At 40.4% G+C, this 11,323-nt stretch carries 16 protein-coding genes; all 16 read right to left on the bottom strand.

Annotation, left to right across the window (positions count from 1 at the left end; all coding sequences use genetic code 11):
• On the bottom strand, positions 1-212 hold a 212-nt coding region (locus tag BP27_RS16295), incomplete at its 3' end, for a helix-turn-helix domain-containing protein (protein WP_036240290.1).
• Between the two features lie 177 nt (positions 213-389).
• Complete coding sequence (gene tagD, locus BP27_RS0112665) at positions 390-806, bottom strand: glycerol-3-phosphate cytidylyltransferase (RefSeq protein WP_027851862.1); 417 nt, start codon at positions 804-806, stop codon at positions 390-392.
• A gap of 4 nt (positions 807-810) precedes the next feature.
• Complete coding sequence (locus BP27_RS16300; RefSeq protein ID WP_051610569.1) at positions 811-1,731, bottom strand: LicD family protein; 921 nt, start codon at positions 1,729-1,731, stop codon at positions 811-813.
• A gap of 85 nt (positions 1,732-1,816) precedes the next feature.
• Positions 1,817-2,860: a pseudaminic acid synthase gene (gene pseI / locus BP27_RS0112675; RefSeq protein WP_036240292.1), complete on the bottom strand. Its 1,044-nt coding sequence runs from the start codon at positions 2,858-2,860 to the stop codon at positions 1,817-1,819.
• Positions 2,844-3,554 carry an HAD family hydrolase gene (locus tag BP27_RS16845; protein WP_051610570.1) on the bottom strand — a complete coding sequence of 237 codons (711 nt, stop codon included), beginning with the start codon at positions 3,552-3,554 and terminating at the stop codon, positions 2,844-2,846. Before BP27_RS16845 ends, pseI begins: the two co-directional genes overlap by 17 nt.
• A gap of 2 nt (positions 3,555-3,556) precedes the next feature.
• The gene (locus BP27_RS0112685; RefSeq protein WP_027851864.1) at positions 3,557-4,519 is read right to left on the bottom strand and encodes an ATP-grasp domain-containing protein; all 963 of its coding nucleotides are present in this window, start codon (positions 4,517-4,519) and stop codon (positions 3,557-3,559) included.
• Positions 4,506-5,633, bottom strand: coding sequence for a UDP-2,4-diacetamido-2,4,6-trideoxy-beta-L-altropyranose hydrolase (pseG, locus tag BP27_RS16310; RefSeq protein WP_051610571.1), 1,128 nt, complete (start codon positions 5,631-5,633; stop codon positions 4,506-4,508). The genes BP27_RS0112685 and pseG overlap by 14 nt, the downstream gene beginning before the upstream one ends.
• The gene (locus BP27_RS17265; RefSeq protein WP_160169842.1) at positions 5,630-5,782 is read right to left on the bottom strand and encodes a hypothetical protein; all 153 of its coding nucleotides are present in this window, start codon (positions 5,780-5,782) and stop codon (positions 5,630-5,632) included. The genes pseG and BP27_RS17265 overlap by 4 nt, the downstream gene beginning before the upstream one ends.
• On the bottom strand, positions 5,779-6,417 hold the full coding sequence (locus tag BP27_RS16315; protein WP_051610572.1) for a type IV toxin-antitoxin system AbiEi family antitoxin domain-containing protein: 639 nt from the start codon (positions 6,415-6,417) through the stop codon (positions 5,779-5,781). Before BP27_RS16315 ends, BP27_RS17265 begins: the two co-directional genes overlap by 4 nt.
• A gap of 78 nt (positions 6,418-6,495) precedes the next feature.
• On the bottom strand, positions 6,496-6,612 hold the full coding sequence (locus BP27_RS17595; protein ID WP_425411890.1) for a type II toxin-antitoxin system Phd/YefM family antitoxin: 117 nt from the start codon (positions 6,610-6,612) through the stop codon (positions 6,496-6,498).
• Between the two features lie 150 nt (positions 6,613-6,762).
• Positions 6,763-7,083: a winged helix-turn-helix transcriptional regulator gene (locus tag BP27_RS0112710; protein ID WP_084324601.1), complete on the bottom strand. Its 321-nt coding sequence runs from the start codon at positions 7,081-7,083 to the stop codon at positions 6,763-6,765.
• A 298-nt stretch (positions 7,084-7,381) separates the two neighbouring features.
• Complete coding sequence (locus tag BP27_RS0112720; RefSeq protein WP_036240294.1) at positions 7,382-7,831, bottom strand: PIN domain-containing protein; 450 nt, start codon at positions 7,829-7,831, stop codon at positions 7,382-7,384.
• A gap of 2 nt (positions 7,832-7,833) precedes the next feature.
• Positions 7,834-8,118 (bottom strand): hypothetical protein, encoded by a 285-nt coding sequence (locus tag BP27_RS0112725; protein ID WP_027851867.1) that lies wholly within the window; start codon positions 8,116-8,118, stop codon positions 7,834-7,836.
• 51 nt (positions 8,119-8,169) lie between these two features.
• The gene (gene pseF / locus BP27_RS0112730) at positions 8,170-8,859 is read right to left on the bottom strand and encodes a pseudaminic acid cytidylyltransferase (protein ID WP_027851868.1); all 690 of its coding nucleotides are present in this window, start codon (positions 8,857-8,859) and stop codon (positions 8,170-8,172) included.
• Between the two features lie 28 nt (positions 8,860-8,887).
• Entirely contained in the window at positions 8,888-10,066 is a 1,179-nt protein-coding gene (gene pseC, locus BP27_RS0112735; RefSeq protein WP_027851869.1) for a UDP-4-amino-4,6-dideoxy-N-acetyl-beta-L-altrosamine transaminase, read from the bottom strand.
• Positions 10,067-11,065 (bottom strand): UDP-N-acetylglucosamine 4,6-dehydratase (inverting), encoded by a 999-nt coding sequence (gene pseB, locus BP27_RS0112740; protein WP_027851870.1) that lies wholly within the window; start codon positions 11,063-11,065, stop codon positions 10,067-10,069. It abuts the gene before it with no gap.
• Between the last annotated feature and the right edge of the window lie 258 nt (positions 11,066-11,323).

Here is an 11,323-nt window from a genome sequence, read left to right on the forward strand (position 1 = left end):
TTTTTTGAGCGTTGTTTGATCCTTTCTTCGGTAAATTCGTGAGCCTGTTTAGGCCGATATCCACGTTTGCCTGTATTACGTTTAAGCTCTCGACTAATGGTTGATTTGTGAACACCAAGCGTTTTAGCGATCTCAGTTTGGGTTAAATTGTTATCAAGCAGGGCAGATATTTGGTATCGTTGCTCTCTGGTGAGCTGTGTGTAGTGTCTCATGTTTGCTTCTCATTCTTGGTCGATTGAAAAGCATAAGATGCTACAGCAGCTTGCCATCCAATCCTAGTTTAATGAGTTGCACTTGAGAGTTGAATCCAGGCATGGTGAGCACTATTATAAGTAGTCATTAGTGCAGTTATTTCAGGAGTTAGTAGGTTTTTATTTTCCATTTTACCTTTAGATCTCAAATTTGTTCTTAAACTGCATAAATACTTCTATCGCTTCTTTCATTGCAGTTGATGATATATCTTCTGTTCTTTCTAAATAGACTACTTGGCAGTATTCTTTTAAGAAGTCGAATTTTCCTTGCCAGTCATCACCCATTACAAAAATATCTATTTGGTTGTCTATTATATCTTGTTGTTTTTGTTCCCAGTTACTTTCTGGAATTAACTGATCTACATAACGGCAGGCTTTGAGTATTTCTGCTCTATGGTTGTAGGGTACTAGCGTAGTTTTACCTTTTTGATGGTTAAACTCGTCGGTAGACAGCCCTACAATGAGTTGGTCACCTAGTGATTTGGCACGTTTTAATAGGTTTACATGCCCAACATGAAACAAATCGAATGTGCCATAGGTAATTACTTTTTTCATGGCTTTAAGCTATTGATCGTTTGCTTATTTGGTACGATCTAGGGTCTGCTTGTTGCTGTTGATGGCGGTTGTCATAGTCTTGAATTTTTGTTTCTGGACGTGGGTTTTTCCAATCACCATACATAAAGGTTAAAAATTCTTCTGCTTGGTTGGGTAAATAAACCTTATAGCCATAAAAATCTACAGCTTGTGGGTTTTGAAAGTGAATAGCAGGCGCATCAAACATACCAGCTGATGATACCAACTCTGATCTGTCTTGATGTTCTGTTCTTTTTTGTAGGCTAATTTCAATACCTTTCAACTCATCTTTGTTATTGCTTATTAGGTCTATATTTACACAAACATCTTCATTTGCGAGTGTGACTACAGTTGCTTGCCATTTTCCTGCTGGGTGTTGAGGCAGTTCTTTAAGTAGCTTACTGGTTAGGAGAATTAATTTATCAAAGTCTGGTGCATTTACTGCTAGGTCTATATCGTCATCCCAAGCTATTAGGTCGCCGTCTCTAACCACACCTAGGGCACTACCAGAGTCTAAAATAGCTGTTATTCCGTTTTTATTTAAAAACTCACTTATTATACCTAAGCTCTGTTGAGCAATCGCTAGTGTGGCTGGGTGGCTGAATGGTGCTTCACTTGGTTTTAAATTGCTTTTGCTTGGGGTGGTAATTTTATCTCTTGTTATGCCTAGTTGGTTTACTAGTTGGCTTATTATGCTGTCTTGCCATTGGCTTGTAATTATTATTTCATCAAAAATATAAGTAGGTATCTCAGTGGGGTTAATAATCGGTATTCCTAATAGCTGACTACCCCAGCGTTGCGTGTCATTGTCTGCTATAGCAAGCACTTTTAAGTGTTGGTTATGGGTAATAAAGCTATCTCCACCTTTACTGGCACCAAAGAGGATGACTTTTTTGCTGTGGTACATTTTGGTGTTCCTTTAGTGACTGAGGGCTCTCTATCGGCTGTATAAAAAATATTAAAGTTAGTCAGTCGTTTTAATCTACCTGATTTCACCTTTCGACTAAATCCCAGCTAGTAGGTGTGCCATAGTCAACATCGGCTTTTAATCGCTTTCCAACTAGTGTATCAAAATATTTAGGCACTAAACCAAAGCCGGGTCGTACGCTGCGTATGCTGTCTTCGGTAATGGTGTCGCCTGCTTTTAGGTCTTTTACAAAATAAATAGAGCGACGGAATTTTAGTGTTTCTTTTTCGCTGGGTTTTTCAGAGTAATCAATTTTACCCAAGGCTTGCCAAGCGGTTTTACTATCTCTGCATAGGGCGCTTAAATCTTGTGGCTCTAGTGAAAAACTATCGTCTGGACCACCACCTTGTCTATCTAGGGTGAAGTGCTTTTCAATAATGGCTGCGCCAAGGGCAATGCTGGTAATGGCGGTGGTGTTGTCTAAGGTGTGGTCTGATAAGCCTGTTACTAAATCAAAGTGTTTTATTAAGTCTGGAATGGTTCTTAGGTTGTAGTCTTCGGCTGGAGCCGGGTAGCCGCTTACACAATGCAGTAGTGCTAATTCTTTACAGCCACCTGCTTTGGCAGCTTCAACGGCTTCGCCAATTTCTTCTAGGTTAGCCATGCCGGTGGAAATTATCATTGGCTTACCTGTAGCTGCTACATATTTGATAAGTGGCAGGTCTATCGCTTCACAAGAGGCAATTTTGTAAGCAGGTGCGTTTAGGTTTTCTAACAAATCAACGGCGGTTTTATCAAAAGGGGAGCTAAAAATAGTGATATCTAATTCATGTGCATAGTCAAACAAGGGCTTATGCCAATTCCAAGGGGTATGAGCTTCTTCATAAAGTTCATACAGGGTACGTCCATCCCATAAACCACCGTGAATTTGAAATTCTTCACTATCGCAATTAAGGGTAATGGTATCGGCTGTGTAGGTTTGTAACTTAACGGCATCTGCGCCTGCTTGTTTTGCTGCTGCTATAATCTTTTTGGCGGTTTCTAGGCTGCCATTATGGTTAGCTGACAGCTCGGCAATAATGTAAGGCAAGTGCTGGCTGCTAATTTGGCGGTTATTGATGTTGAGCATGAGTGATCTCGTAATTTACTATTAGCTTATTTATTTTGGCAAAGGCTTCTTTTAGGGTGCTAGCTTGAGTTATTGCTGCTGGGCTTTTTTGCTGGGTAAATCTGCCAGTTAGTAATCGAATACAAGGCATGCTTAAAGCTAAGGCTGGCTCTAGGTCGTGTATAGGGTTGTCGCCTAGCATTAAGGTATTTTGTGCTTTGCTACCTAGTTTTTGTAACAGGTAGTTGATGCCTAAGGTGCTGGGTTTGGGTTGGTTGATTTCCCAAGAGTATACAATTTGGTCAAAGTGCTTTTCTAACATTAATGCTGTTACTTTGTTTTGTTGCATCAAGGGTAAGCCATCGGTTAATAACCCGAGTTTAATCCCTTTGCTTTTTAATTCTTCTAGCGCTTTATACACCCAAGTTTCTAGAATTATTTTAGGTTGATGTTGGCGATAAACTGTAACTAGCTCTTGAATGCAGTTAGCTTCTGATTTATGGCTTAGTTGCTGGGAGAATGCTTGATACAGGTGATTAAAAATTTTATCGCGGCCTTGCTTGGCAAAGTGCGCAGCTAAAAACTGGTAACAAGTCTTTTGGTCTAGTTTATAGTGTTTGGCTAGGTGTTTAGCTACTGCTTGGAAGCCACTTAGAACATAATCTTTTTCTAAGTAAAGGGTGTCATCTAAGTCAAAAATAATAGCTTGTAGCATATTTAGTTAGACTTATTTTCAGGGGATAGAAAGTAATCGGTACTGTATCTCAGAAGCTTTAAGCCATAGCTAAGCGGCTGAACTGGGTGTAATGGCTTACCAGTTATGTGTTCGACTAACCACTTGGGTGAATTGAGTCCTGCTGCTAGGGCTAGAGCTGAAGCGCCGCCAAACCTAGGGTTAACTTCTACTAACTTTATTTGCCCTTGATGATAAAAAGCTTGCACTATTAGGTGTCCAAAAAAGTTAAGCGTTTGGCCTAGTTTTTCTACTAGCTGTACTAGCTCTGGTAAATCTATACTAGTACTAATAACAGATTCACCTTCACTTATCTGGTCGCGACTTCTAGCTAGGGCTTGTATTAGCTTACCTTGAGCATCGAAAAAGGCATCAATTGAATATTCTTGTTCCTCTACAAATTCTTGAATGAGGTAGTTAGGGTTAGGGAAGTTTTTAACTAACTGCTGGGCTTCTGCTAGGGTTGCTAATTTATGTACACCTTGAGTAGCTTGGGAAAACTCTTGTTTAATAACTAAGGGGTAGTTAGCTGTTTCAAGGCTGGTGTAGTTTTGTGGTAGTGGTAGCTGGTGCTGGATGCAATGTTTGTTGAAAGCTAGTTTGGATATGCAGGTTTTTAAAGTGCTATTGGCACTCATCAATACTTGGATTTTATTTTCTGCAAGAGTGCTTCTATGTTCGGCAAAGTAAAGTAACTCACTATCACTAGTCGGTAGCAGATAGCCTATTTGATGCTGCTGGCAAGCTGCAATTAGCTGAGGCAGAAACTTGGTATCACTTCGGTAAGGCAACAGAAAAAAAGCATTACAAAAATACAGGGCTACAGCATCTTTACTTGCATCGGTACCATATACTTTGATACCTGCTACAGCTGCTTCTTTAACAAAGGCTTTTACTAGACTAACTTTTTTGGCCACGCTCGTTATTAGTAAATTAGGGTCGGGCATATCGTTGTTCTTGTTTATAAGGCGGCTTAAACTCTTCAGCCACTCTTTCAACCCCTAGCCCATCAGTTATTTGTCTGGCTTTTATGGCGTTTTCAATTAGCCAGTCGGGTGCATGGGCTAGCAGTTGAGGTAAGTTATTAGGGTGATGAAGTATTTTAACTATGCTTGCTTTTGCTAGTGCTTGCGCTGTTTTACGTTGGTTTTCTGCTATAACCAGTTGAATAGTTGGTAAGCCTAAACAACACCTTTCCCAAGTGGTTGCGCCTGCTGCGCCTATGGCTAAATCTGCCTTGCTCATTAGTTCTGCCATGTTGCTTACATTGGCTTTTACTTGTGTGCTTATGGGCAGAGCGGCAGCTTGTTGATTTATCGCCTCTAAATGAGGGGCTGTTGCACCCATAATGACGGTAATTTCAGTTTGTGGGTTAAGTTCGCTTTTGGCTAGCTGTGCTAATATTTTTGCTGTGTAGTTATCAGGGTCTGCGCCACCTAGGGTGATTAGAATATTCTTTATTTGGGTGTTTTTACTGCGCCGTTTAATACTGTATTCACGCCATTGGGCAAATTCTGGTCTTAACAAAGCATAGTGGGTGCCGGTTAGTAGCTTGCAATTTTCTGGCACTAGGTTTTGGTATTTTTCTGCTGTAGAACCGTAGTTTTGGTCGAGCAGTAAATCAGCTAAATGTTCTCTATCACCTAAGTCGTCTATCACCATTAGCTTTTTATAATAGGGCTTAAGTGCTTGCTGCCAGGTTTTGTCTAGCGCGTAATGGTCAACTATTAACCAGTCTGGCTGTAGCTGTTTTAAAATAGCTTCACACTCTTCGGCATCTTGCGCTTGTGTGGTTCCTAACCAAGCAGCATGAAAAAGCGGTTTTTCTTTATTGGATTGGTTAGGAGGTTGGTTATTAGTTAAAGATTTCTTTTGGGCTGTTAACGAGTGTACTTGAAAACCCACTTGTTGAACTGTTTCTATTAAATTGCCTGGGTGTTTGCGGCAAATAAAATGGCATTCAGCGCCTTGTTCTTTAAGTGCATTTGCCAAGGTAAGGCAACGCATGACATGGCCAGTGCCTATTTCAAGAGAGGCATCGACACGGAAGGTGACTTTCATAGCTGCTGAATTGCTTGTTTAAAAAAGCCAGCATCATAGAGTGCAACTAGAACAATTTCTTGTAGTATTTCACGTAAAGCATCGTAGCTAGAGTCAGCGGTGCTTAAGTCATAACGGTTAAGCATATTGGTAATGGCAGGGTGAGTCATTGCTGTTTTTTCCTTAACACAGTTGCCAAGGTAGCTAGATTTTTAGAGCGGTAAGCAGTGGCGATGCTTTCTATTAAGCTTGTGTTGGTATCAGGGGGTAATTCTGCCCGTAAATCATATTCTAGGTATTCCAGCATTTGTTGTTGAGTGAGTGAACCTAAGCCTCGTTCATACCGAATTTTATCGCAAAGAGCTTTTTCTAGTGTGGCAATCAATAGTCCACCTTCAACTTCATTAAAATGCCAATCAACGCCTAGCGAATAGGCTTTTAAAGGCACTTTTTTATAGCTAAATCTTCCCAGAGGCGTTTCAAATAGCTTGTTGTTTTTACTGGTTGCGGATGTCACTTGCACCACTCGCTCGGGTATTACGCCATACCAGCTAAGCGCGTATTCAAAAGATACATAAGATGGAACATATAGGCCGTTGGCAATGGCTAAAGAGTTAATTGGCTGCCTACGGTAAGCTGGGGCAAAACTATAAAACCCTTTTTTAAGGCGAATCAAATCATCTGATGCTATAAGGCTAGCAATTTTATTATTCACATTGCTGACTGATTTCGAAAGAATACTCGACAACATCTGATGAGAGATTAGTGATACAGGTAGTTGATTAGCAATTTCAATAACATTCATTAGTGTTTTTCTTTATAGATAATACTTGATTAAGGTATTATCTATCATTAACTATGCATAATCTAGCGCAGTGAGCTTTTACAGTGGATTACCCGCTTTGGCAATAATAAACGATCCACCTTGCCTGCTGATGTGTTCAACCAGCTTTGATAGATTGGTTTTGGCTTCGTGCATATTGACAATTTCTATACTCATAAAGGCGCACCTTTTTAAACTAATGTACTTAGCTAGCTTTAATGCAGGATTCCCAAAAATGTCAATGTAAGTTTGCTGAAACCCCTTCATAGGTTTTCTTGGGCTTTCATTGCTTCAAACATTAGTTCTGCTCGCTACGGAAGATGATGTTCATCTTTTATCAGCTTCGCTAGTGTTTAAGACTAACCAGTAACTTTCTTTTCTACCGCCGACACGTTGTAATTTTTGTTCTGCTTGCAAGTTGGCTAGGTGTTGTTTTATAGCGGTGTCAGAAACGCCTATTTCAATTGCTAGGTCATTTCTTGTTAGCTTGCTATCTGCTTCAAGAAGATCGAGTATCTTTTCTTTTGTAGTCTTTTGGGTAGTCTTTTGGGTAGTCTTTTGGGTAGTCGCTGTTTCTTGCCTTTCATCTGCACGATAGCTGAGGATAACCAGGTATCCATTACCCATTTCCTCAAAGTCGAGTTTCATGCCTGGGTAGGAAGTAATTTCATCACGAATGCGGATATAACCGCTACCGTAATTTTCTATATCGCCCGTAAACTCAAAAGCTACTTTGATGTGTGCAAGGAATGTACGAGCAAAGGTAGTCTTACCGGCACCTTGAGCTTTTGAGCTAAGCCCACTTGAATGGCAGCACGCTCTTCAATGGAAAGTTCTGTATATTTCATGGCAATACCTTAACGTATTAAAGTTAGGTGTTGCACTCAGAGTTAGCGCCTAAGGTGGCTTTCTTTTGTTTATTTAAATTTATTAGCTTATTATTCTGCTATTCAATTTCATAAAAAGGGTAGGCATTGGTTGCGTTAGCATTGCAAAGTACCGAATACAAACGCATATCATTGGTGAGCACTTGGAAATCTTTAACTAACCTAACAAGAGAAGCATCTGTAAGACCAAAACATATAAACTCTTTGCTTTCTGAATCTTTTATTATATTGGTATCAATCTCTTCAAATTGTTTAAAAAGCTCTCTAGCTATCAGCATTGCTCTTTCTTTTAGTTCGCCATAAAAATCAATAAGATTAGATATTTCTGTCGACAAATAGGGTGTGATGTATATTTTGTATTTATTTAGAATTTTAACTAGCAAATCATAATCAGCAAGCGTGTAGTTGTTTAGTCTTTTTGATTTGCGAATATGCACACCATCATCTAATGATCCAATAATAAGTAAAAGTAACAGGTTGGTATCGATTATTAGTTTATGATTAACCATAATTAAGCCATTTCGTAATTTCTTAGTCCTTTAAAGCTACCGTCTTCTTCATCTATTAGGAAGGTTTTATATACTTTGCGATTGCTCATTAAAAAGGCTAGTTCTTTTAGCCCTTCACCGGCCTGATGCTTTGAGCTGCCCCTTTTCAAAAAATAACTAAAGGTAATTGCGTAATAGCCATTATTTTCATCCAGAATAGCTTCTTCAAGCTGAATATCTTCTGCTCCTTTTTGTAGCTCATGCAATGTTGTTTCTGCTGATTTTATTGCTTTTTTAAAGGTAAGCATGATTTTCTCCGTTCAGTTAATTCTATTTACTTACAGTTAGCTTTCTGATTGTTAACTATGCATGGCTTTGTAGATAAGTTCTGCTTGCTGCCAGTCTGCTGGGGTATCTATGTCTTGTGCTAGGTGGCGAGGCAAGATGTAGGGAAAGGTGCGGTTTGAATGCATGGCTAACCCTTTTATATAGGCTGCAACTTTAGCAAAGTAGAACTGACCTGCATCGTAATAAGTAGTGGGTAAGTCTTGGGTTCTTACGGCGCGGTTTTCTGGGTAGAGGCTTTCAATTCTATTTTCAGAGTTAATGAGTAAACTTCTTTGTGGTGCGCTAGGAAATTCACACACTATCATGCAGCCTTCGGCTTGGCTTTCTTGCCAGGCTGAGTAGGCAGCTTGTAAATTCTCTGCGGTTATTAAAGGTGTACAAGGGTAAATATAGCTTAGGTTGGTGTAGTTTTCACCCGCTTTGGCTAAGTAGTTTAGGGCATGTGTTATAACCGGTGCTGTTCCTGCAAAATCATCGGCTAGTTCTTTGGGCCGAATAAAAGGTACTTCTGCGCCGTATTTTTTGGCGACTTGGGCAATTTCTGCATCGTCTGTGGAAACGAGTACTTTGCTGAATAAGCCAGAGTTGATTGCTGTTTGAATCGGGTAGGCAAGCATGGGTTTGCCAAAAAAGTTTTTAATGTTTTTTCTGGGAATACGTTTGCTGCCACCTCTGGCTGGAATGATGCAGATATTGTTCATTGAGTTGCTGCCTATTAAGTAAGCCTTTTTATAGCTGAGTGTGCATTTGATTCTGTAGAATTTGGCTGAGTGTTTCTATAACTGTGTCTTGCTCTTTTTCAGTAAGCATTGGAAATAAAGGTAGGCTAATTGCCTCTTGGTAGTATTTTTCTGCTTCTGGATAATCACCCTGTTTAAAGCCCATTGCTTGGTAATAAGGTTGGGTATGTACGGGGATGTAATGGAGGTTGACTAAAATGCCAGCGTTACGCAGTGCTTCAAAAACTTCTCTGTGTGTTTTATTGATTTTTTCTAGCTGTAGGCGAATAACATATAAGTGCATGCCTGAGTAACTATCTGGATGTTGCCAGGGTAAGGTGATGGGTAGGTTAGTCAATTGATCATTATATTGCTCTGCTAATTGATGGCGTTTAGCAACGTAGCTTTCTAAACGTTGCATTTGTGAAACGCCTAAAGCTGCTTGCAGGTCTGTCATGCGGTAGTTGTAACCTAAGTCGACCTGTTGATAATACCAAGGACCGTCCATAGGTTCGGTCATTAAATGAGCGTCACGGGTAATGCCGTGGCTTCTTAATAGGTTTAACTTTTCTGCTAGTTTGGGGCTATTAGTGACTGCCATGCCACCTTCGCCTGTGGTGATGATTTTAACTGGATGAAAACTAAAAACGGTTATATCGCTATATTTACAGTTACCAATCGGTTCGTTTTGGTATTTGCCACCTATGGCATGGGCTGCATCTTCAATAATTTTAAAGCCGTATTTTTGGCTAAGTTTATGAATTGCCTGCATATCACAGGGTTGGCCGCTGAAATGAACAGGGACTAGTATTTTAGGCAATTTGTCTTGTTGTTCTGCTGTAATTAGCTTGTTTTCGAGTTCTTTAGGGCAGAGGTTATAGGTAAGTGGGTCAATATCCACAAAATCAACTTGTGCGCCGCAATATAAACCACAGTTGGCTGAAGCTACAAAAGTGTTAGGTGTCGTCCATAGCCAATCACCTTTACCTAAGCCCAAGGCTAAGCAAGCAATATGCAATGCAGAGGTGGCACTATTAACAGCTAGGGCAAATTCAGCACCACAAGCTTTTAAAACTGCTTGCTCAAATAAAGGTACTTGTGGTCCTTGGGTTAAGTTGGAGGATGTTAAAGCAGTTGTTACAGCATCGATATCTGTTTGGGTAATATTTTGCCGACCGTAAGGAATCATTTAGATATTTCCAATTTTTTCACGGTGGGTTGCTATCCAGTTTTTTAAATCTTCTGTGCTTAGCCATTCGGTGTTTGTTTCACTATCGTAGGTAAAGCCCTCGGCTACTTTTTTACCATCTTTAATTCTTTCTTTACTTGAGTCCCACTTATTTATTGAGGGTAGAATTTTATAGTAGTTGGGGTACTCGTAGGTGTAATGAGCATCTTCGCTGCTAATCATTTGCTCGTGCAGCTTTTCGCCTGGACGCATACCGATTATTTTTAGATCGGCCTCTGGCGCCATAGCTTTTGCTAGGTCAGTCATTTTCATGGAAGGGATTTTTTTTACATAAATTTCACCGCCAATCATATCGTCAAAAGCATGCCAAACCAGTTCAACCCCTTCTTCTAGGGTAATCATAAAGCGGGTCATGCGTTCGTCGGTAATGGGTAAAACGCCTTGGTCTTTTATGGACATAAAAAAAGGAATGACTGAGCCGCGTGAGCCCATAACATTACCGTAACGTACCACTGAGAAGCGTGAGCCATGCTCGCCAGAATATGAGTTGCTGGCAACAAACATTTTATCGGAAGCCAGTTTGGTAGCACCGTAGAGGTTAATAGGGCTACTGGCCTTGTCGGTAGAAAGTGCGACTACGCCTTTCACGCCTTTATCTATGCAAGCGTCAATCAGGTTCATTGCACCGTTAATGTTGGTTTTTACGCATTCAAAAGGGTTGTATTCAGCGGTGGGTACAATTTTGGTAGCCGCGGCATGAACGACATAATCGATACCATCGAGGGCACGGTAGAGGCGTTCTTTATCGCGCACATCACCAATAAAAAAGCGCACCCTGCGATCTCCCTGAAATTTTTTGGCCATTTCCCATTGCTTCATTTCATCCCGTGAAAAAATAACTAATCTTTTGGGGTTGTATTTGGCGAGTGTCATGGGGACGAAGGTATGACCGAAAGAGCCTGTGCCACCAGTTATAAGAAGGGATTGATTGCTTAACATATTGTATTAGTCTTGCTTAAGGATTAGGGTTTAACGCCAAGCTAAAGGCTGCTGTATTATTCAGGTTGCGGCCGACGAGTTCTAGGATAAGTGTGTTGAGTATTTGTGAGTGGCTTACACCCCGGCCAAACCTGTAGCTAATTCTTGTAAGGTCTTGGGTATCTAGGGAAACACTGAACAAACCCTAAGTCAGCCAGCATTTGGTAAACTAGCCTAAAACCTTAAGTTCTGAGTCTAAACTATGCAAATCTCTTTCTC

The organism is Marinospirillum insulare DSM 21763 (assembly GCF_000686905.1).
Taxonomy (GTDB): domain Bacteria; phylum Pseudomonadota; class Gammaproteobacteria; order Pseudomonadales; family Halomonadaceae; genus Marinospirillum; species Marinospirillum insulare.

Bases quoted from the DNA above. Each gene is read 5' to 3' on its own strand.
- tagD (WP_027851862.1), bottom strand. From the start codon at position 806: ATGAAAAAAGTAATTACCTATGGCACATTCGATTTGTTTCATGTTGGG.
- BP27_RS16300 (WP_051610569.1), bottom strand. From the start codon at position 1,731: ATGTACCACAGCAAAAAAGTCATCCTCTTTGGTGCCAGTAAAGGTGGA.
- pseI (WP_036240292.1), bottom strand. From the start codon at position 2,860: ATGCTCAACATCAATAACCGCCAAATTAGCAGCCAGCACTTGCCTTAC.
- BP27_RS16845 (WP_051610570.1), bottom strand. From the start codon at position 3,554: ATGCTACAAGCTATTATTTTTGACTTAGATGACACCCTTTACTTAGAA.
- BP27_RS0112685 (WP_027851864.1), bottom strand. From the start codon at position 4,519: ATGCCCGACCCTAATTTACTAATAACGAGCGTGGCCAAAAAAGTTAGT.
- pseG (WP_051610571.1), bottom strand. From the start codon at position 5,633: ATGAAAGTCACCTTCCGTGTCGATGCCTCTCTTGAAATAGGCACTGGC.
- BP27_RS17265 (WP_160169842.1), bottom strand. From the start codon at position 5,782: ATGACTCACCCTGCCATTACCAATATGCTTAACCGTTATGACTTAAGC.
- BP27_RS16315 (WP_051610572.1), bottom strand. From the start codon at position 6,417: ATGAATGTTATTGAAATTGCTAATCAACTACCTGTATCACTAATCTCT.
- BP27_RS17595 (WP_425411890.1), bottom strand. From the start codon at position 6,612: ATGAGTATAGAAATTGTCAATATGCACGAAGCCAAAACCAATCTATCA.
- BP27_RS0112710 (WP_084324601.1), bottom strand. From the start codon at position 7,083: ATGAAACTCGACTTTGAGGAAATGGGTAATGGATACCTGGTTATCCTC.
- BP27_RS0112720 (WP_036240294.1), bottom strand. From the start codon at position 7,831: ATGGTTAATCATAAACTAATAATCGATACCAACCTGTTACTTTTACTT.
- BP27_RS0112725 (WP_027851867.1), bottom strand. From the start codon at position 8,118: ATGCTTACCTTTAAAAAAGCAATAAAATCAGCAGAAACAACATTGCAT.
- pseF (WP_027851868.1), bottom strand. From the start codon at position 8,859: ATGAACAATATCTGCATCATTCCAGCCAGAGGTGGCAGCAAACGTATT.
- pseC (WP_027851869.1), bottom strand. From the start codon at position 10,066: ATGATTCCTTACGGTCGGCAAAATATTACCCAAACAGATATCGATGCT.
- pseB (WP_027851870.1), bottom strand. From the start codon at position 11,065: ATGTTAAGCAATCAATCCCTTCTTATAACTGGTGGCACAGGCTCTTTC.